The organism is Micromonospora sp. NPDC000668 (assembly GCF_042897975.1).
Classification (GTDB): Bacteria; Actinomycetota; Actinomycetes; order Mycobacteriales; family Micromonosporaceae; genus Micromonospora.
In genome coordinates, this window is record NZ_JBIAYP010000002.1 from 650,054 (window position 1) to 674,584 (window position 24,531).

A 24,531-nucleotide genomic window follows, 5' to 3' on the forward strand; every position below is an offset into this window, starting at 1 on the left:
AGCTGCTGACGGTTGTCAACCAGAACGACGGGGATGTTTGCCATGACCGGGCGTACGGAAGTCGACCTGCTGTCCCTTGAGGACTTCCACCTGCACCTGGCGGCTCGGCTGAGCCAGGCCGAGTCGGTGCTGCGAAAGCTCAACACCGAGATGCAGTGCCGCCCTCCGGCGTTGGGCTCGTTCACCGACGCCACCGACAACGCGAGGCGCTACAGCGATGTCCACCAGTCCTACGTGGTGCAGGCCGAGCGGCTCCGGCAGGCGGTGCAGGCGGCACAGCAGGCGACCAGCACGATCCTGACCAACTACCGCACCGCCGAGGCGCGCAACGCGGCCAACGCCACCGACATCACCGCCGCGCTGACCGGGGTCGACCGGGCGTTGGGGCCGAAGGAGGACGGGCGTGTCTGAGTACACCCAGCGCTACCAGGGCAACAGTCACCAGCAGCTGTACGACGCCGTGATGGCCGGCAAGCCCGAGCAGATCGAGGGTGTGGCCGCCCAGTGGTCCGCCCTCAAGGGCATCCTGGACGGTCTCGGCCGGGAGCTGAGCGGCGACCTCGAAAAGCTCGGCAACACCTGGACGGGCTCGGCAGGTCTCGAGTTCCAGCGGCGGCTGATGATGATCGTCGCCCACACCGAGGCGCTGGGCGAGGGGATGGCCGACGTCCAGCAGGGGCTGACCATGATGGCCGGCCAGCTGCGCACCGCGCACAAGCAGGCGGAGAGCCCGGAAGAGACCGACGACAACGACCAGACGATCTCCGGCGCCCTCCGGGGCGGCGCCACGTTCGGCCTGCCCGGCGCGGTGGTCGGGGGCATTCTGGGTCACCAGCAGGACAAGGCAGAGCAGGAGAAGGCCCATCAGCGGATGGTGAACGTGGTGGCCGAGCTGGCAGCCGGCTACGACCTCTCCGCCTATGACCGGGTGGTCGACCCGCCGCCTCCCGACCCCGAGACGCCGAAGACGGTCCGCGATGACCCGACGACGCCACGCAGCGTTCCGGGCACCGACACGCCGAGCGCCGCGCCCCTCGCCACCAAGCACACGGCACACACCGGCGACGCGACCATCACGACGCCCGACCGTGTGGGCCAGCCACAGGTCGTCGGCGTCGGGCCAGGCACTGGCCAGGACGGCGTGGGCACCGGCGGCGCGCCGGCAGTCGTCACCGGTCCGGGCAGCGACTCCGCCACCGAAAGCGGCACCTCCCTGGCCGGCGCGGAGCCGGTGCTCGGCGGAGCGCCGCCCGCCGGCGGGACGGCCGGCCTGTCCGGGCCGACCACCGTGACCGCCAGCGCCGGCGCTGGGTCAGGCCTGCTCTTCGGAGGGCACGGCGGGGCTCCGGCCGGCGGGGTGCTTCGCACCGCTGCCCTCGCCGGTTCGAGCAGCACGCCCACCGCCTCGGTCCGGCCGGCCGCTGGCCCGGCTGCACCCGACAACCGCCCCGCCACCGGGGTGGGTCGCAGCATTGACGGGCGGCGCGGCGAGACTGCCGGCCGAGCGGCGGCCGGCAGCGGCGCGAAACGCCCCGGGGTGCTTGGCGGGCACGGCCGGCCGGAGGACGACGAGTCCGACGACCGGCTGACCTGGCTGACCGAGGACGAGATGGTGTGGGGAGACCACGGGGACGCTCCACCGCCGGTGCTCGGCACCTCCGGCTGACCCGATCCGCCGCCGACGCCCGACAGCGTCGGCGGCGCCCGAACGTGCCGCGGTGGCCCCGGCCGGACCCGATCCGGCTGGGGCCACCGTCATGTCGGGAAGGTGGATGGCCTGTCCGTCCACAGTGCGCATCGTGGCGGTGGTCACGCCCGAATGAGCCGTTGCCGAGCTGCGACCCGGCGGGTCGGGGGTTAGGTTGGTCGGGTGTCCTCCGCAGCGCTCGTCCGCCCAGCCCGGCGGGCCGTGCTGCGGTCACTGCGTGAGCTGACCCGGCTGGCGGTCACCGCGTTGGTGCTCGCGGTCGGCCTCGGCGGCGCGCTCGCCGCGACGCCACCCCCCGCACCGACGCAGCTGCGGCCCAGCGCCGTGAGCAGCCGGGTGGACACGCTCCGACCCGACGCCGTCGCCGCCACCGAGCGGGCGAGCCAGCCGGCCGCACCTCGGCCGGTCAGCACGGTCGTCGCCGCCGTGGCGACCGGTCCGGTCACCGCCGCGGAGCACCCGGTGACCGTCGAGCCCGGCCACGGCACCCCGTCCCGACGCGGCCCGCCCACCCGCTGATCCTGGCCGGCCACCGGCGCCCCCGACCCACCCGGTCCGGTGCCGGGTCACCGATCGGGTGCCGGAGTCGTCGCCGTCCGCGTGACCACGCCGGCCGGAGATCACCAAACGGTGACCAGCCCGGCAGCCGCCGCACAGTGGTACCGCCCCGGGGGCCGGCGGCTCACTTCGCCCCGACGGCCAACCCGCCCCGGCCCGTGTTGCCGGAACACCCGTCCACCGCCATCCGTCGATAGCCGTCGTTCGACCGCGAGGTGCTGATCATGCAGACCGTCCTCTCCGCCTTCCTGCCCGACGTGCCCCGGGCCGCCGCCATCTGGCTGAGCCTGCTCGGGGTGGTCGTGGTCGCTGTCGCTGCCCTCCTGCTGCGGCCCGGCAAGTTCCGCCTCGACCCGGGCTCCCGGATCCGTCGCGCGGCCATGCCCAGCCAACTCGAACAGGCCCACGAGGAACGGGAGCAGAGCCGCTACGCGCAGGAGGTGACGGTGGCCGCCGAGCGGGCCACCACCACCGCCCAACGCCGCCGGACGGAGTGGGTGGCCGCGCAGGAGACCGTCGAGGCCGCCTGGCAGGCGTACGAGGCGGCCGAGGCGGCCGTCCGACGGTTCGGCGCCGCAGCCGCGATGCCGCTGCCGCACACGGCCCGGACCCCCTCCGAGTACGTCGACCGCGAGCGCTACCTGCACCGGGCCGCACTGGACGCGTACTGGCGGCGGGAGCTGTCGGTGGAGCAGCTCAGTGACGTCTTCGGGCAGCGCGACGGGTGGGACCCGCGGTTGCATCCGGTCGAGCAGGAGCTGGTGTTGCAGCGGGCGATCCGGGACAACCTGGCGGCCCGACACAGTGCCGCCGTGGAGCGGGAGCAGGCCGCCTGGCGGGCCGCGGAGTCGGCTGTGGTGGCGGCCCGCAGCCTGCGCGAGGAGGCCCACGAGGCCACCGGACGGCGGGTGGCGGAGTCGGCTTCGGTGTTGCCGCTGAGCGAGGTCGTCCGGTCGCCGGTCGAGCAGACCCGGGAAGACGCCGTGGTCGCCCGCGGACGCGCGGCGGTACCCGCGTTCTGACCGCTGGGACGCGCTGGTGCTGGCCGCCCCGCGTCCGTGCGTAGCGGGCCGGTCCCGTCACCGGGCCGGGGCGGCCGTGGTGGGTTAGCGTGACGGAATGTCTCGACAGGCGTGGGTTCTCGTGGTGATCGCCGGCATCCTGGCCGTCGCCACACTGGCCGGTGCGGTGGTGCTGGCGGTGCGGGTGGTACGGACCCGGCGTCTGCTGAGCGGTCTCGGCGCGGGCGGCAAGGTCGCCTTCTACGGGGCGCTGATCTACACGATCTTCCCGGTCGACCTGCTCCCGGACCCGATCTACCTGGACGACATGGGCGTCCTGGCCGGCGCGCTGATCTACCTGACCCGCCTGGTGCACCAGCGCCGGGCGGCCGATCGCCGGCTGCCCGGGCAGCCGGACGCGCCGCCGGATCCGGACCGGGTACGCCGCCACGTGCCATGATCGAGGCCGGTTTCGGTGGACGGGGGACAGGCATGGCGGGCGATCACCAGTTGGACGTACGCGACGACCGCGTTGCCGCCTTCTGCGCGGAACGGCACCTCGCGACGCTGACCACGCTGCGCGCCGACGGCACCCCGCACGTGGTCCCGGTCGGGGTCACCCTCGACCCGGCAGCCGGGCTGGCCCGGGTGATCACCTCCGGCACCTCCCGCAAGGCCCGCCAGGTAGCCGCCGCCGGCGCGGCAGGCACCCCGGTGGCCGTCTGTCACGTGGATGGCCGCCGCTGGCTGACCATTGAGGGCCGGGCGGTGCTCCGGTCGGATCCGGCCGCCGTCGCGGAGGCGGAGCGCCGCTACGCCGAGCGGTACCGACCCCCGCGCCCGAATCCGGAGCGCGTGGTCATCGAGATCACTGTGACCGGCCTCCTGGGCAGCCTCTGACGCCGCGCCACCTGCGCCGCTGGTCATCCTTCGCCGGTCACGCGAGTCGTGACCAGGCCGTCCCCGGTGTCCGATCCGTTGGTCGCTGCCCGGATCGTCCGGTTCTCGCTCGACCCGGTGATGGTGTGGCGGGAGAGCCGTGAGCAGCGGCACGTCGAACCCGGAATCCCGCCCGGCCAGCAGCCGTTGCACCTGATCGCACCGCGCCTTGCCGGTTGCCGGCGGCGGAATGCCCGCCGGAGCAGGACGGTTACGTCCCCGGTGAGCCCACGGCCCGGGCCGCCGCGGGTCGTCGCCCACCTCGATGAGCCGAGCGCCATTCCGGTGCTGCTGCCCTCCACCAGTTGGAGGCACCAACCCCCGAACGGAGACTCGATCATGAACCCGATCATCCAGAAGAGCACGCTGTCCGTCGCCGGCCTGCTGGTCGCCGGCGGTTGCGCCCTCGGTCCCGCACTGGCCGCGCAGGCCGCCCCGGTGCAGGGCACCCCGACCCCGTCGAGCCAGACCGACCGGGGCAGCCAGCCCGGCCGCTCCGCCGAGCGGATCCTCGGCATCGACTACCAGGCCCAGCCGAACTTCTTCTACTGCGGCCCGGCAGCGACCCGGATCGCGCTGTCCGCCCAGGGCAAGGCCCTGTCCCAGGACGAGGTGGCCAAGCTCCTCGGCACCACCGAGGCGGGCACTCCCTCGGCCCTGGACACCACCCGCGTGCTGAACGAGCTGACCGGCGGCAAGTACCGGACCACCGAGATCCGTGACTCGGTGGCCCGTCCGGAACAGGTCGAGCAGCTACGCCGGGACGTGCTGGCCGCGCTGGACGCCGGACGACCGGTGGTGGCCAACATCAAGGGCACGGCCGTGGACACCGACGGCAACCCGCACTCGTACGAGGGCGGCCACTACCTGACCCTGGTCGGCTACCGCGACGGGGGCGACACCATCCGGATCGCCGACCCGGCCAACCCGGCGCTGGGCGAGTACTGGATGAGCCTGCCGAAGGTCGCCAACTGGATCGCCGAGCGCGGCTACTCCTCCTGATTCTGGCGGTTCACCGGGCCGGTCTCCCCCTGTCGGGGAGGCCGGCCCATTCGTCGTGCCGGGTCCGAGCGCTGAGCCGCGTCCGCCGGCGGACCCGGGCGGCGCGGTTCGGCGGGGCCCGGTGGATCTGCCGACGGGGCGGCGGATGGACTTCCGCCTCACCGGCGCCGGCCGCTCGGCGCACCATCCGATTGGCGTCGTCCGGATCGCAACCGGTGGCCCGGAGCAGGTCGCTGCACGCGGTACGCAGGCCGGTCACCAGCGCGTCGCCGAACGAGTGCACCCCGATCGCAGTTGACCGACCGGCCAGTTCGGCGCATTCCCGCACCAGTTGGCGGGTCCGCTCGGGATCCTTGCCGCTCCGGTGCTCGGAGTGCATCTCAGCCACCGCCTCGCCCAGCCGGGCCACCGCATTCGGCAACTCGTCCGGAATCGGCTCACCGTACTGAAGAGCGGTCGCCGTCCAGCGAGCCAGCGCTCGGACGTCCAGCGTCAACCGCTCCAGGTGCTCCGCGCCGTTGGCGTACCGGCGGTACTGCTGACGCCGGTGCCAGCGGGCCGGCGCGATCGTCACCACCTCCTCCGCCCCGCTGAGCGACTCGTGCAGCCGACCCAGGTCACCCTCGGTGGCGCGCAGCCGCTCCAGAATCCGCACCGCCCGTTCGGCGTCGCGCTCCCGCAGCGTCTGTGCCAGTTCGGCGAGTTGCTCGCGAAGGACCGTGACGATCGGCGCCACGGCCCGGTCCAGCACGCGCATCGGATTGATCGGCAACAGCAGAGCGACGACCAGCAGGCCGACCACCCCACCGACCAGTGCGTCGAAGATCCGGGGCAGCTCCAGGCCGCGTCCCATCGGGGCCAGCGTGGCGATCAGCACGGCGGTACCACCGGCCTGACCAACCAGCGCGCCACCCCGTCCAGCCACCAGCAGCGCGCTGGCGATGGCGAGCGCGACCACCGCGCCGGTCTGCCACGGCCCCGAGCCGAGCAGGAAGCGCAGCGCGTCACCGATGACGATGCCGATGCCCACCCCGGCCAGCAGCTCGAAGGTGCGCCGGGCCCGCTGCCCGATGGCGGTGGCGATCGTACCGACGGCGGCGGCCGGCGCGAAGACGTGCGCTCCGGGGCCGAGCAGGTGCTGGGCGATCAGGGCGGCCAGCGCCGCGGCCAGCCCGGCCTGGATCGCGATCACCAGGGTGATCTCCCACTGCCGGGCCCGAACCCGGCCGGCCTGCCCGCCCCGGCGCCGCACCTGTTCGACTGCCTGGCCGCCCAGCTCGGCGGCCTCGCCGAGCCGCGACCGGTCGCGGTCGGCTGGTGGGCGGTCATCGGCCATGGCGACGGTTACCCGGGCGTCTCGCGGACAATCGTGCCAGGCCCCGGCGGGTGCAGACCGGGCAATTCGGCCTTCACCGGATGGCTCGGACTACCTGGGCGCACCCGCCACGCCAGCGCCTCAACCGGCGTTGGAGCGATATGGGTGTCGGCGTGCCACTGGCCGGGTACCGACCTCGCGGAGATCGAGGAGGACCGACATGGCGGTAGACGAACCCGGGGCGGGCACCGGGGCGACGACGGACGGCTCCGGGCCGCGCCAGGCGTGGGCGGCCCTGCCCTGGCTGGTCCGGACCGCGGTGCTGTGGAGCGCCTGCCTGGTGGTGGTCGTCGCCGGGCTCTACCTGTTGGGCCGGATCGCCGTACTCCTGGCGCCGCTGGCCATCGCGCTGGCCGCAACCATCTTCCTCACCGCGCTGCTCGACCCGGTGCTGCTCCGGCTGCGCCGGCTGCGGCTGCCCGGGTCGCTGGCCGCGCTGCTCACCGTGCTGCTGCTCCTCGGCATCCTGGTGGGGGTCGGCGCGCTGGTGTGGAACCTGACCGCCAGCCAGTTCGACCAGCTCAGCCAGGAGCTGACCCAGGGGCTGGACCGAAGCCGGGACTTCGTCACGTCCACCCTGCCGGTCACCGACGCCCAACTGGACCGACTGGTCGACCAGGCGCGGCAGGGGCTGGGTGGCAGCTCGCCGGACCCGGTGGCCGGTGCCCGGACCGCCAGCGAAGTGGTCGGCTCCGCGCTGCTCGCCCTGGTGCTGCTCTTCTTCCTGCTCAAGGACGGCCGGTCCATGTGGCACTGGGTCCTGTCCCGGATGACCGGCCCGAACCGGCCCCTGGTGACCGAGGCCGGCCGGGCCGGCTGGCAGACGTTGGGCGCGTACAGCCGGGGCACGATGCTGATCGCCGCGATCGACGCGATCGGCATCGGCCTGGCCCTGGTGGTGCTCGGGGTGCCGCTCGCCCTGCCGCTGGCGCTGATCACCTTCCTCGGGGGCTTCGTGCCGATCATCGGGGCGACGGTGGCCGGCGCGGTGGCGGTGCTGGTGGCGCTGGCCGCCAACGGGCCGACCACCGCGCTGCTCACCCTCGCCGCGGTGATCGCCGTGCAGCAGATCGAGGGCAACCTGCTGGAGCCGCTGGTCATGAAGCGGCAGGTCCGGCTGCACCCGGCGGTCATCCTGGTGGCGGTCACCGCCGGCACCCTCATCGCGGGCATTGCCGGCGCTTTCGTCAGCGTTCCGATCACCGCCGTCCTCTGGCGCATCATCGACACCGTGCAACGCCACCACTCCGCCTCGGGCGCCCCCGCTCCAGTAGGGGTGACCGATCCCCCGCCGACCTCATGATCGACGTACCGGGCTGGGAACAGCGCGGCTGAGGTGGGTGGTGAACCAGGTGCCGGCGTGGTCGGCGACCTGCTCGAGGGTGCCCGGCTCCTCGAAGAGGTGGGTTGCCCCGGGGACCACCCGCAGCTCGCCGACCTCCCCCAGCTCGGCCAGCGCCTGCTCGTTGAGCGCGATCACTTCCTCGTCCAGGCCACCGACCAGCAGCAACGTCGGCGTACGTACCTGGGCCAGAGCGGTGCCGGCCAGGTCCGGTCGCCCGCCCCGGGAGACCACCGCGCCCACCCGGTCGGCGCGGGACGCCGCCGCGACAAGGGCGGCGGCGGCACCCGTACTGGCCCCGAACAGGCCGATCGGCACCTCACCGGCGGGGCGCTCGGCCGCCAACCAGTCGACGATGCCGGCCAGCCGACTGGCCAGGAGCCCGATGTCGAACCGCAGTTCGGCGGTGCGCGCGTCCACCTCGTCCTCGGCCGGGGTGAGCAGGTCCACGAGCACCGTGCCGAGCCCTCGGCCGTTCAGCGTCTCGGCCACCGCCACGTTGCGGGGGCTGTGCCGGGAGCTGCCGCTGCCGTGCGCGAAGAGCACCACGCCGCCCGGTTGAGCGGGCAACATCAGGTCGGCGGGGAGCTGGGCGTCCCCGACCGGGATGGTCACCGTGCTGCGTTGCTCGTCCATGCCCCACCTCCGCGTGCTGGCCTTCGTCCTGGGTACCCCGCCTGCCGCCTGGCACGCCCCCACACCGCCGCCGGGCCGCGTTTGCCGGATGGGCCGCCGGGTACGCGACGGGCGACCGCAGACCGTGTCGGCGCAGCCGCGCCCCGACGGATCGCGAGGATCGCCATGGCTCAGCAGCAGTCGTCCCGGCAACAGCAGATGAGCGAGCGGGACCGGCACCAACAGGACGCCGAGCGCAACCGGGACTGGGCGGACGACGCCGCGCAGGCCCGCCTACCCGATGATCCCCGGGCGATGGCGCCCCGGGACGCGATCGGACGCCCGTCGACCGGCGAGCCCATCTGACCTCGGAGTCGATGACCGGGCGGGCACCGGCCCGTCAGGTGGCGGCCGGGGCGGGATCACTCCCGCCCCGGCCGTCACTGCTCGTGCTCGGGCAACCGCATCAGCGGCGACCGACCCGGCGGCTGCTCCGGCGGCGGCCCGGACGGGTCGGCCGACGGCACCGGCACGGTGACCGGCTCATCGAAGGTGACCCGCAGCAGCTGGTCGTGGTGGCGCAACTCCACCACATCGTCCGGCCCACCGTGGCGCAGCGAGTACGTGGTCTGGTGCGGCCGTACGTCCACCCGCAGTGCCAGCCCGCGCCACTGGAGGGAAAACTCCAGCCGGCTGAGCCGGCTGGAGAGCCGGGGCGCGAACGACAGCTCACCGTCGTGGTCCCGCAACCCGCCGAGGCCTCCGACCAGGGCGAGCCACGCGCCGGCCAGTGAGGCCATGTGCACGCCGTCCCGGGTGTTCTCGTTGAGGTCGTGCAGGTCCATCAGCGCGGCTTCGCGCAGGTAGATGTGCGCCAGCTCGGGATGGCCCACCTCGGCGGCGAGCACGGCCTGGGTGCAGGCCGACAGCGACGAGTCGCGCACGGTCCGGCGCTCGTAGTAGAGAAAGTTGCGCACCTTCTGCTCGGGGGTGAACGCGTCCCCCCGCCAGTGCATGGCCAGGACCAGGTCGGCCTGCTTCACCACCTGCTTGCGGTACAGCTCGAAGTACGGGTAATGCAGCAGCAGCGGGTACTTCTCCGCCGGCGTGTGCGCGAAGTCCCACTCCTCGAGCCGGGTGAAACCCTCCACCTGCTGGTGGACGTCGAGCTCCTCGTCGTACGGGACGTGCATCGAGGTGGCCGCGTCCCGCCAGCTCGCCGCCTCCTCGTCGGTGACCCCGAGGTGGAACGCCGCCTCCCGGTAGCGCATCACCACCTCGGCGGCGGCGAGCAGGTTCCGCTGCGCCATCAGGTTGGTGTAGAGGTTGTCGTTCTTCACCGCGGTGTACTCGTCCGGGCCGGTGACCCCGTCGATGTGGAACTGCCCGTGCCGGTCGTGGTGGCCGACCGAGCGCCACAGCCGGGCGGTCTCCACCAGCAGGTCGAGCCCGATCTCCTGCTCCAACTCGGTGTCCCCGGTGACCAGCACGTAGCGCCGCAGCGCGTCGGCGATGTCCGCGGCGATGTGGAAGGCCGCGGTGCCGGCCGGCCAGTACCCGGAGGACTCCGGGCCCTCGATGGTCCGCCAGGGAAAGGCGGCACCCTTGAGGTTGAGCGTCTCGGCTCGCTCCTTGGCCTGCTCCAGCGTGCTGTGTCGCCAGTGCAGCGCGTTGCGCACCGCGCTCGGCTGGGTGTAGGTGAGCACCGGCAGGACGAACATCTCGGTGTCCCAGAAGGCGTGCCCGTCGTAGCCGGGGCCGGTCAGCCCCTTCGCCGCGATCGGCCGACGCTCGGCCCGGGCACCGGCCTGGAGCACGTGGAAGAGGCCGAACCGGACGGCCTGCTGCACCTCCGGGTCCCCGTCGACCCGCACATCGGCCGCGTCCCAGAACTCGTCGAGGTAGCCGCGCTGCTCCCGGCAGAGCCCGTCCCAGCCGTCCAGCCGGGCCCCGGCCAGCGCCGCGCCGACCTGGTCGCGCAGGGCGGGCAGCGACCGCCGGCTCGACCAGCCGTACGTCAGGTACTTGACCACCCGCAGCTTCTCGCCGGGCTTGAGGACGCAGCCGATCGTGGTGCGGACCCAGTCCTCGTAGCCCTCAGACTCGATGGTGGTGCGGTCTGGCCCGTGCACCTCGTGCTCCATCGCGGCGGCCACCCGCAGCCCGGAGACCTTGGTGCGATGGATCAGCTGCCCACCGTCCGGGGTGGTCAGCTCCTCCTCGGCCTGCAACGGCGACTCCAGCACCGCGGCGACCCGGGGGTCCTTGCTCTGCGCGGGCAGTGTCTCGTTGGCCACCAACTCGGACTGCACGATCAGCCGGAGCGGGCCGTCGACGGCCTCCACCTCGTAGTTGATGGCGGCGACCGACCGCTGGGTGAACGACACCAGTCGGGTGCTGCGGACCTTGACCTCCCGGCCGGCCGGCGAGCGCCAGTGCAACTCCCGGTGCAGGGTGCCGGCCCGCAGGTCGAGGATCCGCTCGTGGGCGAGCAACTCGCCGTAGCGCACGTCGAGCGGCTCGTCGTCGACCAGCAGCCGGATCAGTTTGCCGTTGGTGACGTTGACGATGGTCTGCCCGGACTCGGGGAAGCCGTAGCCGGCCTCCGCGTAGGGCAGGGGGCGCAGCTCGTAGAACGAGTTGAGGTACGTGCCGGGCAGGCCGTGCGGCTCGCCCTCGTCGAGGTTGCCGCGCAGCCCGACGTGGCCGTTGGAGAGCGCGAAGACCGACTCCGACTGGGCCAGCACGTCCATGTCCAGCCGGGTCTCCCGGACGTGCCATGGTTCGACCGGATAGGCCCGTTCCCGGATCACGCGAGACCCCGCTCTCCGGCCGGGCGTGCCGCCGACGGGTCGGCGTCGCCCATTTCGAGCAGCTCCGCGAGGTCCTTGACCACGATGTCGGCGCCGTGCGCGCGCAGCTCGTCGGCCTGCCCGACCCGATCGACGCCGACCACATAGCCGAAGCCGCCGGCCCGGCCGGCGGCCACCCCGGACAGCGCGTCCTCGAAGACGGCAGCCTGCGTCGCGTCGACGCCGAGCAGTCTGGCCCCGGCCAGGAAGGTGTCCGGGTGCGGCTTGCCACGCAGCCCCTGCGCCCGGGCGACCAGCCCGTCGACCCGCGCCTCCAGCAGTGGTTCCAGCCCGGCGGCGGCGACCACCTCGCGCCCGTTGGCGCTCGCGGTCACCACGACCCGACGCAACCCGGCGGCGGTGGCCTCCTTCAGGTAGCGCACCGAGCCCGGGTAGACCTCGACACCGGAGCTGCGCAGGCGCTCCAGCAGCAGGACGTTCTTGCGGTTGCCGACGCCGTTGACGGTGTCGGCGTCCGGCGGGTCGTCCGGGCTGCCTTCGGGGAGCACGATCCCGCGGGAGGCGAGGAACGACCGGACGCCGTCGGCGCGGGGCCGGCCGTCGACGTAGTGGTTGTAGTCCGCGCCGGGATCGAACGGCTGGAACGGCTCACCAGTCGCCGTGGCCCGCTGCCGGAGGAACTCGTCGAACGTCCGCGTCCAGGCGGCGTTGTGCACCCGGGCGGTCTGCGTCAGCACACCGTCCAGATCGAAGAGACAGGCGGTCACATGAGCAGGTAGGCCCAGCACGCTACGAATCTAACCACCCAGCCAGGCCGCCAAACCCCGTTTCCGCCGCCGCCGGCGCGGCTCACTGCGGCCGCAGCGTCCAGACCACGGTCATCGCCGAGGTGAGCGTGCCGTCCTCGGTGGCGATCTCCACCTCGACCGGGAACTCGGGTCGCTGGCCGGACTCCAGCTCTTCGATCACCTCGAGAGCCAGCCGGCCGAGCCGCGCGGTGGCCAGCACCGGCCCGAGTGCCAGCTTGCGGTAGGCGATCTCGGCCCGGACGGCGAGCGGCACGGCTCGGTCCAACAGCTGCCCGAAGGCGGCCAGCACCACCGCGCCGGAGGCCGTCTCGCCGAGGGTGAACATGGCCCCGGCGTGCGGCCCGCCGACGTGGTTGTGGGTGGCCGGCGAGTCGGGGAGCCGGACGACTGCCCGCACCCCGCCCTCCGCCTCGGGGGCCACCTCGACGATTTCGAAACCGAGCGTACGGGCGAACGGCACCGCTTCCAGCAGGCCGGCCGCCACCTGGCGAGAGTCGATGGTCATGCCCTGACGCTACTCGCGGGTAACTTGCCAGGGCAAGGCCGGCGTGGGTTCGGCCGGTGTTCATTGTTCGAACATTCGCCGGCCACCAGCGGATCACCCATTTCCACTAGCCCTCTCGGCGCACACGAAAATTGTCGAAAGCGGCAAGTCGAATCAGGTGAACAGCCGGCGAATAACCGGGGTCCCCGCACCGGAATCTGTGGGAGATACGCCTGATCAGAGCGCCTCCCGGAGGGCGGCCGGGGCAGCCCAGAGTGCTATAACCTGGCGCGGAACTGGAGGAATGAATGACGTCGACGCCCGCAGCCATCACACAAAAGCTGCACATCCCCGCCTTGACCGGATTGCGCTGGTTCGCTGCTCTCGCTGTTTTCTTTCATCACTCGGCGGCGCACGAGTCGCTGCCGGATCCGGTCCGCCGGATCATGGGAGCGGGCAGCAACGGCGTCACTTTCTTCTTTCTCTTGTCGGGGTTCGTCATCGCGTTGAACTACTTCGACGGTGCCACTCGGCCAACCCCCCGCAGCACCTGGAACTACCTGATCGGTCGGCTGGCCCGGGTCTACCCGCTCTATCTGCTGGTCCTCGTCGTCGTCTGGCTGGCCGTTGACGACCACTCCAACGTGAGTCGGTTCCTCATCCAGGTCCTCGCCCTGCAGTCCTGGCATCCGTCGCTCGTCGTCACGTACGGCATCAACGCACCGGGCTGGTCGATCGGCGTCGAGTTCTTTCTCTACGCCTGCTTCCCGCTACTGGTGTTGGCGCTGCGCCCGATCGCCAACAACGCCAAGGCTCTCCTCGCCGTAGCCGTGGCGGCGATAGTCGCGGCCTTCGTACTCGCGGCGTTGTTCCAGCACTTCCGCAACGGTCTGCCCGCCACGAACCCGTTCAGTGCGCACCGGTGGCTCTACCGAACGCCCGCCACCCGCCTGGGGGACTTCACGCTCGGCATGGTGGCGGCACTGCTCCTCCGCCAGGCCAAGCGGTCGTGGCCCGCGTCGGCCGCCCGGGACCGGGTGCTGTCGCCGTTGCTCACCTGGCTTCCCCTCGCGGCGGCACTGCTGCTGATGGCCTGGCCCGGCCGGACCCACTACTACGCCAGTTACGACGCGATGTGGATGCTCCCCGGAGTGCTGCTCTTCTTCGGCCTGAGCCAGTACCCACAGTCCGCGCTCGGCCGCTTTCTCAGCACCCGGCTCGTCGTGTTTCTCGGCGAGGTCTCCTTCGCCTTCTATCTGGTGCATCGCCCGCTGATGCAGGTGGTCGGTGCAGCGTCGTGGGTGGACGACAGCTTCATGGCCTACTTCACCAAGATGACGCTGCTCGTCGTCTTCATCACTGCGGTCGCGACCGCCTGCCACTTCCTCTGGGAGCGGCCGGCCCAGCGGTTCGTCAACCGCTGGCTGAGGATCAAGTCGCCGGCCGCGCCCAGCAGCAGGCCCACCACGCCTGCGTGATCGGCAAGGGTCGTCAGAGGTTGCCGATGGTCCGCAGGATCTCCGCGTAGAAGTTGCCGTCGATACTGCGGAAGAAGGCGAAATCCTGCCCCGGGTCGCCGAAGAACGGGCGCAGCGTCCAGGCCAGTTGGGTGCCGACGAAGCCGAAGAGCAGGATCCAGATGTAGAGCAGGGTCATGCTGGCCGGCCGCTGCGTCGGCTCGGCGCGCCGTGCCGGCGGGTTGCCCCACGGGCGCTGCGGCTGCGCGTAACCGGGCGGCAGCATGCCGGGCGGGAAGGAAGCGACGGCCGGCTGCCCGGCCCACTGCGCCGGGACCTGGGCCGGGACCTGCGCCGGGACCTGCGCCGGGACCTGGGCCGGGACCTGCGCGGCGGGCGACGCCACGTCGGGGGTGGCGCCGTTCGGGACCGCACCGGCCGACCCGGCCGCTGCCGCTCCGGCCGGCACGGCCACCGGCTCGGCGACCTGGCCAGCCACCGGGGCGGCAGCGGGCGCCGTGCCTGCGGGCACGGCGGCCGGCACGGCCTGCGCCGGGGCCTGAGCCTGGGTTGCCTCCGGGGCGAGCAGACCGTGGTCGTTGAGCACCTGCATGCCACCGGTCAGGAAACGCAGCCCGACCAGCGCCGACAGGGTCAGGATCGCCACGTTGAGCAGCTTGAAGAAGCCGTAGTCGGGCGCGGTGATCAGGAAGAAGAGGCTGATCGGCGCGAACGCCACCGCGAGCATCGAGGTGACCGTGATCGCCACCATCACCAGCGCCAGCGACTGGCGCACCGAGAGCCGGGCACCGAAGACCAGGTTGAACAGGTAGAGCGTGGGCAGGCAGATGGCCAGCGTGACCAGGAACAGCAGCGGCAGCTTCAGCGCGGAGGTCAGCGCCATCAGCGGGCTGTGGAAGGCGCCTAGCACCGCACCGTAACAGGCGAGCGCGATGGCGGAGCTGGCCAGCATCCGCCCGGTCATCGCGTTCAGGTCACGCTCGGCCACGATCTGCTGCCAGATGCCCTGCCGGTCGCGCAGGATGCGCTCGATGACGAGCGGGCTGGGACGATCACCCGACACGGGTGGACCCCTCTCGGTGGTCTTTAAAGTGGACTGGGTGCGCAGACGGTAGGACACCGGGTGGCGCCTCCGCCACCCCGCTCCGGCGTGGTGTCAACGCCACCCCACGTCGATCCGGGCTCCGCGCTCGTCGAAGAAGTGCAGCGCGTCCATCCGGACCGAGACGGCGAGCGCGTGGCCGGCGGCAACCGCCGGGTACGGCGCCAGCCGCACCGCCAGCTCCGCCGGCCGGCGGTGGTGTCGGCCCGGATCGGGGAGCACGCTGGTCCGGGTGCCACCACCCGCCGCGTCTTCCGCCTCCACCGGCTTGCCGGTGAGCCGCTGCATCACCGAGCCGAACCGGCGCAGGCCGCGCTGGCCCACCGGCGCCGGGTCCAGCCGCGTGCCCATCTCGTCGACCACGATCGCGGTCGCCCCGATGTCGAGGAACGCCAGTGACTCGTGCCCGTGGTGCTCCAGGTAGCGGATCCGACCACGCAGCACGTCGCCGGGGCTGTCCGGGGAGACCGGGGTGAGCGCCTCGGCCCGCATGCCGACGACGATCCGCTCACCGTGGTAGTGCGCGATCGCCCGGCTGCGGATGTCGTTCCAGGGCAGGTAGAGCGACTGCTCGCCGAGGTTGAGCGTGACGTACCGGTCGAGGTGGACGTAGACCGACGCCTCCAGCAGGTTCATCCGCGGGCTACCCAGGAAGGCGGCCACATAGAGCGTCGCCGGCCGTCCGTACACCTGGGTGGGGGTGCCCACGTCCTGGAGCACGCCGCGACGCATGATGGCCACCCGGTCGGCCATGGTGAGCGCCTCGGCCTGGTCGTGGGTGACGTAGACGGTGGTGACGCCCAACTCCCGGGTCAGGCCCGAGATCTCCGCGCGCAACTCGGCGCGCAGCCCGCTGTCGAGGTTGGACAGCGGCTCGTCCATCAGGAACAGCCCGGGTCGACGGACGATCGCCCGACCCATCGCGACCCGCTGCCGCTGCCCGCCGGAGAGCTGGCCGGGCTTGCGGGCCAGCACGTCGCCGATGCCCAGCGCGCTGGCCACGTCGCTGACCCGCTCACCCCGCGGTTCCGGCTCCACCCCGGCCAGCCGCAGCGGAAACGCGATGTTGTCGCCGACGGTCATGTGCGGATAGAGCGCGAAGTCCTGGAAGACCATGGCGATCTTCCGATCCCGTGGTGGCAGGTCGTTCGCGAGTTCCCCGTCGAGCAGCACCGCGCCCTGGGTCGGATCCTCCAGCCCGGCGATCATCCGCAGCACCGTGGACTTGCCGCAGCCGGACGGGCCGAGCAGCACCATGAACTCGCCGTCGTTCACGTCCAGGTTGACGCTGTCGACGGCCAATGTGCCGTCCTTGAAGATCTTGGTGACATCCTTGAGCGCGACGGTGGTCACCGTCTCCTCCCCCAGCTCGTCGACCGAACCCCACAAGACTGTGACCAGGATCATTGAATTAGCACATCGGGTGAACGTCTCATGTTCGATCGGTGACGCTGCAATTAAGCGACAGAGGGCCGGCGCCGGACGCGATCAACAGCGCGGCGACAGCCCCACCGACTCGCCCAGAAACACCCGGCGGACCACCCGCTCCGCCGCGCGCCCGTCGTCCAGCGCGCAGAACCGTCCCCGGAAATGCTCGCGGGCCTTGGCCGCCGCGTCCGAGCGCAGCGCGTCGGTCCGGAACAGGTCGAGCAGGTCGGCGAAGGTGACGGCCACCGCGCCCGGCGGCTCCGCCGTGACGTCGAAGTAGACCCCCCGGGCCAGCCGGTACGCCTCCCAATCGGGGGCGTAGAGCACGATCGGCCGGTCCAGCACCGCGTAGTCGAACATCGCCGAGGAGTAGTCGGTGACCAGCACGTCGGCGATCAGGTAGAGGTCCTCCACCCGCTGGTACCCGCTGACGTCGCGGACCCGCTCCCGGTCCACCGCCCGGCGGGAGCGGCGATCCCGGTCATGGAAGTAGTGGCTGCGCATCAGCAGCCGGCCGGAGTCACCCAGCGCGTCAACGAACCGGTCGGGGTCGAACGGCGGCCGGTAGCCGGGCAGATGCTCGCGGTGCGTCGGGGCGTACAGCACCACCTGCTCGTCGGGGCCGAGGCCGAACTCCGCACGTAGTCGGCGCACCTCCTCCGGGCTGGCGGTGGCCAGTCGGTCGTTGCGCGGGTAGCCGACCTCCAGGGTGGTGTACGTGGCCGGGTAAGCCCGGTCCCACATCTGGGTGGAGAAGCTGTTCGCGCTGACGCTGTAGTCCCAGCGGTCCACCCGGCGCAGCAGCCCGGCGAAGTCCATCCGGCCCGCCCCGATCGGATAGCGCTGCTGGTCCAGCCCCATCACCTTGACCGGCGTGCCGTGGTGGGTCTGCACGTGCACCTGTTCCGGCCGCTTACGGACGAAGTCCGGGAAGTTGACGTTGTTGACCAGCCAGCGGGCCCGGGCCAGCGCCCGGTAGTAGGCCGGGGTGCCGGCGATGACGTACTCCGCCCCGGCCGGCACGCTGTCCACCCGGTCCCGGCGCACGATCCACACCCCACGCACCCCCGGCGCCAGCCGGCGGGCCACCTCGTAGATCGCCGCCGGGTTGCAGGCGTATCCCCGGTACCAGTAGGCCGCGTACACCGCGAGCGTCGGATCCACCGGCCGGCGCAGCTCCGCCCGGTAGTACTCGTACAGCAGGCCGTCCCGTGTCAGCCGCGCGCCGCGCCGGGCGGCCGGGCCGACCCGGCGTCGCGCGGTACGGACCTTCCGGCGGGCGACGTCGCGGGTCCGGCTGGCGGTCCGCAACGCGCTGAACGTCCGCCAGCGGCCGGCGGCGACCAGCCGATGCTTGATCCCCTCCACCCCGTCCGGCACCGGGTAGCCGCCGTCCGGCAGCCAACGGGCGTAGTCCGCCGTGATCTGCGCGAAGAAGGCGGGCCGCAGCTCCGGGGCGATCCGCTGACCGTTGCCGAGCACGGTCAGGTAGTGCCAGATCATCCGCTCGAAGACCGCAGGGCGCAGGGCGCCCACCGCCGGCCCCCAGGAATCCATCAGGTGGAAGACCCGGTGCCACTGCGGGAACACCTCGAAATGCCGGTCACCCCGGGTCCGGGTGATCGCACCGGCGCGGCGCTGCCGGTAGTTGACGCAGACGAGGTCGAGTACGCCGATCCGCTGCGCCGCCATCAGCACCGGGTAGCTGAACGAGACATCCTCGTACCAGCCGGGCGCGAAGCGCAGACCCAACTCGACCAGGAACTCCCGGCGGACCAGCCGGTTCCACGCGGTGTGCAGCAGCCGCATCGCCTCCGGCCGCTCCCGCAGCCGGAAGGGGGCCGCACCGGGCGACTCCGGGAACACCTCGGCCATCGCGCTCCGGGTGACGGTGTCGTTCCAGTGCGTCCGGACATGGTCGACCAGCAGCACATCCGGCCGGGTGGCCCGCAACCGCTCGGCCACCTCCGGCAGGCACTCCGGCGCCAGCCAGTCGTCGCCGTCGAGGAACCACACGTACTCGCCGACGGCCCGGTCCAGCCCGACGTTGCGGGCCGGACCGAGGCCGACGTTCTCCGGCAGCCGGACTGACCGGACCCGCTGGTCGCGGGCCGCGTACTCATCGATGATCTCGCCGCTGGCGTCCGGTGAGCAGTCGTCGATGGCGATCACTTCGAGGTCGGTCTCCGGCTGGCCGAGGATCGAGTCGAGGCACTCGCGCAGGTATCCCTGCACCCGGAAGGCCGGTACCACGAAACTGATCAGGGTCATCCGGCCGTCCCTCCGTCAGCGCGGCGCGGCCCCTCCCGCGCCCACCGGCGCGGCCGACGCCCGCGCGCTACGGGCCGGCCGGACGAACCAGGCCAGGACGGCGCTCGCCACGAAAACCACGAGAAGGTACGTACCGAGTGTAGCCATTCCGATACTCACGATTCCGGCAATCGCGGCGAGGGCCAGCAGCACCGAGCGTCCCTCCCAGCCCAGCGTTGCCGGGTGCAGCGGTGGTGCCGCCTGCCGCTTCTCCAGCCGGGCCGTCAGGTCGTAGTGGTGCACGGTGAGCACGAAGACGTAGCCGAAGATCAGCCACCCCGGCGCCCCGCCGACCACCCCGACCGCGATCGCGAACAGGTACTCGGCGGCCCGCAGCGCGGCGGGCACCAGCCAGTCCAGCGGGCCGTTGTGCGCGGCCCCGGAGCCCAGGCCGCCGACCAGCAGCACCAGCAGCGCCACCGGCACCGCCCAGCGCAACCCGTCGGGCGCGTCGGTGAGCAGCGCCGCGACCAGCAGAGCCGCCGAGCCGAGCGCGGCGATCACCGCCAGGGTGAGCGGCCCCATCGGGCGGACCACCGGCAACCGGCGGGCCAACGGACCGTCGTCGCGGTGCAGGGTGGCATCGACGGTGTCCAGCACCGGCACCCACATCCAGCGGGCCCGCAGCGTCCGCAACGCCCCGGTGTACGCGAATGCCAGCGCACCCCAGACCAGCACCGCGATGAGGCTGACCAGCGGGTTGAACAGCGCCACGGTCAGCGCGATCAGCGCCCACCGCTCGCCGATCGGAAAGACCACGGTCCGCTTCAGCCAGTACGACAGCGAGCCGGTGTCCGCCTGCACCCGGGTCGACGCGGCGTTCAACCGGTCACCGATCCCCCCGCTGGCACCCGTCGCCGCACGTGGCCGGCGAGCCGCCTCGTCGTGCAGCACCCCGTACCAGGTGTCGGTCATGTGGCGGACGGTCTGCAACGTCATCGCGGCGATCGCCAACGCCCAGCCGTTGCCCAGCCCGGCGTGGCTCACCCCGAAGCCCAACCCGGCGTAGACCAGGTACTCCTTGGCCCGGTCGGCCATCGTGTCCAGCCAGCCACCCCAGGCGCTGAAGTGCCGCGTGTAGCGGGCCAGTTGGCCGTCGACGCAGTCCAGCACGAAGCCGAGGTAGAGCAGCACGGCGCCGCTGACCAGCGCGGGTCGACCGCCGACCCCGAACAGCACCGCAGCGGCCAACGCGAAGAGCACCGAGATCACCGTCACCCCGGTCGGGGTGAGCCGGAGCCGGGCCGACAGCCGGACCACGTACGGCGACCAGGTGCTGACGAAGTAGGTGGAGAAGAAGTCGTCCTTCTCCTTCACCGACAGCCGCAACTCGGCCCGGTCCTCGTCGACCGCGGTCACCGCAGCCTCGGCCGCGGCCAGCCCGGCCGCGTCGTCGACCCGGTGCGCGACGAGCAGGCGTACCCGCTGGGCGAAGATCAGGGTGCCGAGCGCGGCGAGACCCGCGACGAGCCGGTCCACGGCGGACCCGGGGCCACCGGCCGCGACCGGCGCGGGACGCTCGCCCGCGTCGGGCCGCCCCGTCCCGGGGGCGGGCTCGAACGGCGCGACGTCCCCGGCCGGGCCGAGCGGGGTGGCGATGGGCAGCAGGCCGATCGCTGCCGCCCGGGCAGCGGCGGCGAGGTTCGGCAGGTCGTCCACGCCGACCCGCAGCGCGCCGCCGAACACGCCGGTGGCGTCGCCGTCGAGAGCGTCCACCGCGCCGGCGTCGACGATCTGGCCGCGCTCCTCACGCACGGCGGTCCGCCCGGGTACGGGTGGGTCGCCGAGCACCAGCGCCACCGTCGGCCCCACCGGGCTGGTGGCCAGGTGCCGCAGCACGGCGGTGTGTGCGACCAGGTCGGTGCCGGTGACCAGCAGCGGACCGGTGGCGGAGTCGGCCAGCGCGGCCAACTCGTCGAGGTTGGCGGCGAAGCGCACCTCGTCCGCCCCCGCCCGGCGCAACTGGGCGGCGAGCCGGTCGGCCAGCGGCTCGCCAGTCGCGGTGGTCAGGCCCGCCGCGGGCGTCCCGGCGGCGAGCACGATCGCGACCGTCACCGCGGGACCGCGGCGTGGTACGCGTCGAGCGCCTCGGCGATCGTGCCGTCGAGCGTCAACCGGCCCGCGTCGAGGTACAACCCCCGACGGCAGAACCGGGTCAGGTCCTTTTCGTTGTGTGACACCAGCACGAGCGTGCGCCCCTCCCCGAGCAGACGATCAATCGTCGCGTAACACTTCTTGCGGAACTCCGCGTCCCCGACCGCGGTCACCTCGTCCATCAGCAGGATCGGGTGCGGCAGGTGCGAGATGATCGCGAAACCGAGCCGCACCTTCATCCCCGACGAGTAGTGCCGAACCGACGTGTCGATGGCCCGTTCCACCTGCTCGCCGGCGAACTCGACGATCTCGTCGAAGTGCCGCTTCAGATAGCCCGTCGACAGTCCGTGCAGCCCACCGACCAGGTGCAAGTTCTCCCGCCCGGTCAGGTCGTTGGAAAAACCGGCGGAGAGCTCCAGCAGCGGGGCCACGGCGCCGTGCACCCGGATGCTGCCCTCGTCCGGAATGAGCACTCCGGCGATCAGCCGCAGCAGGGTGCTCTTGCCGGTGCCGTTGCGGCCGATCACCCCGACGGTCTCGCCCGGCTCGACGGTGAACGACACGTCGCGCAGCGGCCAGAACTGGCCGGGCAGGGCACCGCGCCCACCCCGGTGGATGAACAGCTCCCGCAGCCGCAACTGGCGGCGACGGTTGCGGACGAACCGGATGCCCAGGCCGTCTGCCTCGATGATCGGCGCGCCCATTCAGAGTTCCTTGAGCACGGCGGGTTCCAACCGGCGGAACGACCACCAGCCGGCGGCCAGCACCAGCAGGCTGACGGCGACCGTGGTGGCGAGCAGCCGGGCGTCCGGGAACTCGTCCGGGTACCAGATCGCGTGGTGCAGCTGGAAGATCCCGACCAGCGGGTTCAGCTCGTACAGCACCTTCAGCCAACCGGGCAGGCCGGACTCCCGGACCAGGCTGAGCGGGTAGATGATCGGCGTGGCGTAGAAGAGCACCCGAATGATCAGCCGCATGAGCCGCTCCACGTCGCGCATCAGCACGTTCCACGCGGAGAGCAACAGCGCGAGCCCCACCAGCAGGACCGCCTGGACGGCCACCGCCAGCGGCAGGGAAAGCAGCGACCAGCCCAGGTGGATCCGGCCGTGCGCCACGTAGATCACCGCGATGGCGATCAGGATCGGCAGGCCGGCCGCGTACTCGGCGAACCGGCCGGTGACCCGGCCGATCGGGAAGACCTGGCGCGGCACGTTCATCGTGGTGATCAGCCGGGACTGGCCGGTCAGGGCGTTGGTCGCCTCGCTCAACGCCGAACTGGTCCACATCCAGGCGAAGATTCCGGTGATCAGGAACAGCGGGTACGACCCGGCCGCCTCGCCGAGGTGCCGCCCGGTGTCCCGGGAGTAGAGCACGCCGAAGACGAACCAGTAGATGGCGCCCATGCCCAGCGGCTCGATCAGCGACCAGAAATAGCCCAACACCGACTGCTGGTACTTGACCGCCAGGTCGCGCCTGACCAGGATTCGCAGCGAGTTGCGGTGCGACCACAACGCCGCGACGCCAGAGGTCACCGCAGCCTCCCGCCTCCTGAAACGGACGACAGGTTAGCAGTCGGTGAACGAATGCCCCGAGTCGGCCAGACTCAGCATTCGATCACGTTGACGGCCAGTCCGCCGCGCGCCGTCTCCTTGTACTTGACCTTCATGTCGGCGCCCGTCTCCCGCATGGTCTTGATGACCTTGTCCAGCGACACCGCGTGCACCCCGTCGCCGCGCAGCGCCAGCCGGGCGGCCGTGATCGCCTTGATGCTAGCCACCGCGTTCCGCTCGATGCAGGGGATCTGCACCAGGCCACCCACCGGGTCGCAGGTCAAGCCGAGGTTGTGCTCCATCCCGATCTCGGCGGCGTTCTCCACCTGTTCCGGAGTGCCGCCCAGCGCCTCGGCGAGCCCCGCCGCGGCCATCGAGCAGGCCGAACCGACCTCACCCTGGCAGCCGACCTCCGCGCCGGAGATCGACGCGTTCTCCTTGAACAGCACGCCGATCGCCCCGGCCGCCAGCAGGAACCGCACCACGCCATCGTCGGTGGCACCCGGCACGAACCGGGTGTAGTAGTGCAGCACCGCCGGGATGATCCCGGCCGCGCCGTTGGTCGGCGCGGTGACCACCCGGCCACCGGCGGCGTTCTCCTCGTTCACCGCGAGGGCGAACAGCGTCACCCAGTCCATCACGCGCAGCGGGTCGGTGGTCCCGGTGTCCGCCTCCAGGCTGCGCCGCAGCTCCGCCGCGCGCCGCCGGACCTTCAACCCACCCGGGAGTACGCCGTCCCGCTCGCAGCCGCGCTCCACGCACTCCCGCATCACCCGCCAGATCTCCAGCAGGCCGGCCCGGATCTCCGCCTCGCTGCGCCAGGAGCGCTCGTTGGCCAGCATCACCTCGCTGATCGACAGGCCACTCGAGGTGGTCGCCTCCAGCAGCTGCGCCCCGGTCAAAAAGGGGTACCGCACCTTGGTGCTGTCCGGCTTGATCCGGTCCGCGCCGGCAGCCGCCTCGTCCACCACGAAGCCGCCACCGACCGAGTAGTAGGTACGGCTGCGCAGCTCGGCACCAGCCCTGTCGTACGCCACGAAGGTCATCCCGTTCGGGTGGTACGGCAGCGACCGGCGGCGGTGCAGGGTCAGGTCCCGGCCCGGGTCGAAGTCGATCTCGTGCGCATCCAGCAGGCTGATCCGCCGCTCGGCCCGGATCCGCTCGACCCGAGGGCCGACGGTGTCCGTGTCGACCGTCTCCGGCGCCTCGCCGGCCAGCCCGAGCAGCACCGCCCGGTCGCTGCCGTGGCCGTGCCCGGTGGCACCCAGTGAGCCGAACAACTCGGCCTGCACCCGCGTCGTGTCGGTGAGCAGCCCGTCGGCCTTGAGCCCGGCCGCGAAGGTGCGAGCGGCCCGCATCGGCCCCACGGTGTGCGAGCTGGACGGCCCGATGCCGACGCTGAAGAGATCGAAAACACTGATCATGGCTGCGCTTCCTCGCCGTCGTCCCGTCGTGCGGGATCCGGCCCTGTCGTGGCCGCCTGGTCAGGTGGCCCCGCTCGTGGCCGCCCGGTCGGGCGGCCGCTGGTCACCCGGGGTGTGGGTGCCCAACCAGCGAGCCTACCCGCCCAGCTCACCGCCCACCCGGCCAGCGCGACGCGGCCACCTGACCGCCGCCCACCCGCCGTCTCACCGCCACCTCCCCGCAGCATCCCGGCGCCCATGGCACACGGACCGCCCGCTCGCTCGCCCGCCCGCTCCCCGCCCGCCCGCCCGCCCGGCCGCCCGGCCGCCGGGCCGCCCCAAGATCACGCTCGATCCTGGTTGTAGTGGTCTCCTCCCGCCCCAAGGCCACTACATCCAGGATCGAGCACGATCTCGCGCGGGGCGCGGGGCGCGGGGCGCGGGGCGCGGGGCGCGGGGCGCGGGGCGCGGGGCGCGGGGCGCGGGGCGCGGGGCGCGGGGCGCGGGGCGCGGGGCGCGG

At 72.4% G+C, this 24,531-nt stretch carries 22 protein-coding genes; 10 read left to right on the top strand and 12 right to left on the bottom strand.

The window, feature by feature from the left end; translation table 11 throughout:
* The first annotated feature begins 42 nt into the window (after positions 1 to 42).
* The 7 genes from ACFY29_RS12485 to ACFY29_RS12515 all read left to right on the top strand — a co-directional run bounded on the left by ACFY29_RS12485 (position 43) and on the right by ACFY29_RS12515 (position 5,208).
* Positions 43 to 411: a hypothetical protein gene (locus tag ACFY29_RS12485; RefSeq protein WP_328422934.1), complete on the top strand. Its 369-nt coding sequence runs from the start codon at positions 43 to 45 to the stop codon at positions 409 to 411.
* The gene (locus ACFY29_RS12490) at positions 404 to 1,666 is read left to right on the top strand and encodes a WXG100 family type VII secretion target (RefSeq protein ID WP_386985509.1); all 1,263 of its coding nucleotides are present in this window, start codon (positions 404 to 406) and stop codon (positions 1,664 to 1,666) included. Before ACFY29_RS12485 ends, ACFY29_RS12490 begins: the two co-directional genes overlap by 8 nt.
* Before the next feature lie 204 nt (positions 1,667 to 1,870).
* Positions 1,871 to 2,227 carry a hypothetical protein gene (locus tag ACFY29_RS12495; RefSeq protein ID WP_328422930.1) on the top strand — a complete coding sequence of 119 codons (357 nt, stop codon included), beginning with the start codon at positions 1,871 to 1,873 and terminating at the stop codon, positions 2,225 to 2,227.
* Between the two features lie 263 nt (positions 2,228 to 2,490).
* A complete protein-coding gene (locus tag ACFY29_RS12500; protein ID WP_386985512.1) occupies positions 2,491 to 3,288 on the top strand; it encodes a hypothetical protein in 798 nt (265 codons plus the stop codon).
* Between the two features lie 97 nt (positions 3,289 to 3,385).
* Positions 3,386 to 3,727 (top strand): hypothetical protein, encoded by a 342-nt coding sequence (locus ACFY29_RS12505; protein ID WP_386985514.1) that lies wholly within the window; start codon positions 3,386 to 3,388, stop codon positions 3,725 to 3,727.
* A gap of 32 nt (positions 3,728 to 3,759) precedes the next feature.
* Entirely contained in the window at positions 3,760 to 4,167 is a 408-nt protein-coding gene (locus ACFY29_RS12510; protein WP_328422924.1) for a TIGR03618 family F420-dependent PPOX class oxidoreductase, read from the top strand.
* Between the two features lie 378 nt (positions 4,168 to 4,545).
* On the top strand, positions 4,546 to 5,208 hold the full coding sequence (locus ACFY29_RS12515) for a C39 family peptidase (RefSeq protein ID WP_386986693.1): 663 nt from the start codon (positions 4,546 to 4,548) through the stop codon (positions 5,206 to 5,208).
* 10 nt (positions 5,209 to 5,218) lie between these two features.
* On the opposite strand, the gene ACFY29_RS12520 is transcribed toward ACFY29_RS12515, so the two are convergent.
* Positions 5,219 to 6,544, bottom strand: coding sequence for an aromatic acid exporter family protein (locus tag ACFY29_RS12520; protein ID WP_386985516.1), 1,326 nt, complete (start codon positions 6,542 to 6,544; stop codon positions 5,219 to 5,221).
* Positions 6,545 to 6,743: 199 nt separating this feature from the next.
* Between ACFY29_RS12520 and ACFY29_RS12525 the strand changes: the two genes are divergently transcribed.
* Positions 6,744 to 7,886: an AI-2E family transporter gene (locus tag ACFY29_RS12525; protein ID WP_386985518.1), complete on the top strand. Its 1,143-nt coding sequence runs from the start codon at positions 6,744 to 6,746 to the stop codon at positions 7,884 to 7,886.
* On the opposite strand, the gene ACFY29_RS12530 is transcribed toward ACFY29_RS12525, so the two are convergent.
* Positions 7,881 to 8,561 carry a dienelactone hydrolase family protein gene (locus ACFY29_RS12530; protein ID WP_355602053.1) on the bottom strand — a complete coding sequence of 227 codons (681 nt, stop codon included), beginning with the start codon at positions 8,559 to 8,561 and terminating at the stop codon, positions 7,881 to 7,883. The two genes, ACFY29_RS12525 and ACFY29_RS12530, sit on opposite strands and share 6 nt — an antisense overlap.
* 165 nt (positions 8,562 to 8,726) lie before the next feature.
* Between ACFY29_RS12530 and ACFY29_RS12535 the strand changes: the two genes are divergently transcribed.
* Positions 8,727 to 8,906: a hypothetical protein gene (locus tag ACFY29_RS12535; protein ID WP_386985520.1), complete on the top strand. Its 180-nt coding sequence runs from the start codon at positions 8,727 to 8,729 to the stop codon at positions 8,904 to 8,906.
* A gap of 74 nt (positions 8,907 to 8,980) precedes the next feature.
* Here the strand turns inward: ACFY29_RS12535 and ACFY29_RS12540 are convergent, their stop codons facing one another.
* The 3 genes from ACFY29_RS12540 to ACFY29_RS12550 form a co-directional block, all read right to left on the bottom strand.
* Positions 8,981 to 11,353, bottom strand: coding sequence for a glycosyl hydrolase family 65 protein (locus ACFY29_RS12540; RefSeq protein WP_355602050.1), 2,373 nt, complete (start codon positions 11,351 to 11,353; stop codon positions 8,981 to 8,983).
* The gene (locus tag ACFY29_RS12545; protein WP_386985523.1) at positions 11,350 to 12,141 is read right to left on the bottom strand and encodes an HAD family hydrolase; all 792 of its coding nucleotides are present in this window, start codon (positions 12,139 to 12,141) and stop codon (positions 11,350 to 11,352) included. The genes ACFY29_RS12540 and ACFY29_RS12545 overlap by 4 nt, the downstream gene beginning before the upstream one ends.
* A gap of 61 nt (positions 12,142 to 12,202) precedes the next feature.
* Positions 12,203 to 12,667, bottom strand: a complete 465-nt coding sequence (locus tag ACFY29_RS12550; protein ID WP_386985525.1) for a DUF4442 domain-containing protein — start codon at positions 12,665 to 12,667, stop codon at positions 12,203 to 12,205.
* A gap of 287 nt (positions 12,668 to 12,954) precedes the next feature.
* Here ACFY29_RS12550 and ACFY29_RS12555 point away from each other — a divergent pair, with 287 nt between their 5' ends.
* Entirely contained in the window at positions 12,955 to 14,124 is a 1,170-nt protein-coding gene (locus ACFY29_RS12555) for an acyltransferase family protein (RefSeq protein ID WP_386985527.1), read from the top strand.
* Positions 14,125 to 14,137: 13 nt separating this feature from the next.
* Here ACFY29_RS12555 and ACFY29_RS12560 read toward each other — a convergent pair whose 3' ends face one another.
* From ACFY29_RS12560 to ACFY29_RS12590, 7 genes are all read right to left on the bottom strand, one after another.
* A complete protein-coding gene (locus ACFY29_RS12560) occupies positions 14,138 to 15,187 on the bottom strand; it encodes a hypothetical protein (protein WP_386985529.1) in 1,050 nt (349 codons plus the stop codon).
* A 93-nt stretch (positions 15,188 to 15,280) separates the two neighbouring features.
* Positions 15,281 to 16,633, bottom strand: coding sequence for an ABC transporter ATP-binding protein (locus ACFY29_RS12565; RefSeq protein WP_386985531.1), 1,353 nt, complete (start codon positions 16,631 to 16,633; stop codon positions 15,281 to 15,283).
* Between the two features lie 81 nt (positions 16,634 to 16,714).
* The gene (locus ACFY29_RS12570; protein ID WP_386985534.1) at positions 16,715 to 18,925 is read right to left on the bottom strand and encodes a CDP-glycerol glycerophosphotransferase family protein; all 2,211 of its coding nucleotides are present in this window, start codon (positions 18,923 to 18,925) and stop codon (positions 16,715 to 16,717) included.
* A gap of 15 nt (positions 18,926 to 18,940) precedes the next feature.
* The gene (locus ACFY29_RS12575; protein WP_386985536.1) at positions 18,941 to 21,019 is read right to left on the bottom strand and encodes a DUF5941 domain-containing protein; all 2,079 of its coding nucleotides are present in this window, start codon (positions 21,017 to 21,019) and stop codon (positions 18,941 to 18,943) included.
* A complete protein-coding gene (locus ACFY29_RS12580) occupies positions 21,016 to 21,762 on the bottom strand; it encodes an ABC transporter ATP-binding protein (protein WP_355602038.1) in 747 nt (248 codons plus the stop codon). Before ACFY29_RS12580 ends, ACFY29_RS12575 begins: the two co-directional genes overlap by 4 nt.
* A complete protein-coding gene (locus ACFY29_RS12585) occupies positions 21,763 to 22,590 on the bottom strand; it encodes an ABC transporter permease (protein WP_328422898.1) in 828 nt (275 codons plus the stop codon).
* A 71-nt stretch (positions 22,591 to 22,661) separates the two neighbouring features.
* Positions 22,662 to 24,032 (bottom strand): L-serine ammonia-lyase, encoded by a 1,371-nt coding sequence (locus ACFY29_RS12590; RefSeq protein ID WP_355602034.1) that lies wholly within the window; start codon positions 24,030 to 24,032, stop codon positions 22,662 to 22,664.
* Between the last annotated feature and the right edge of the window lie 499 nt (positions 24,033 to 24,531).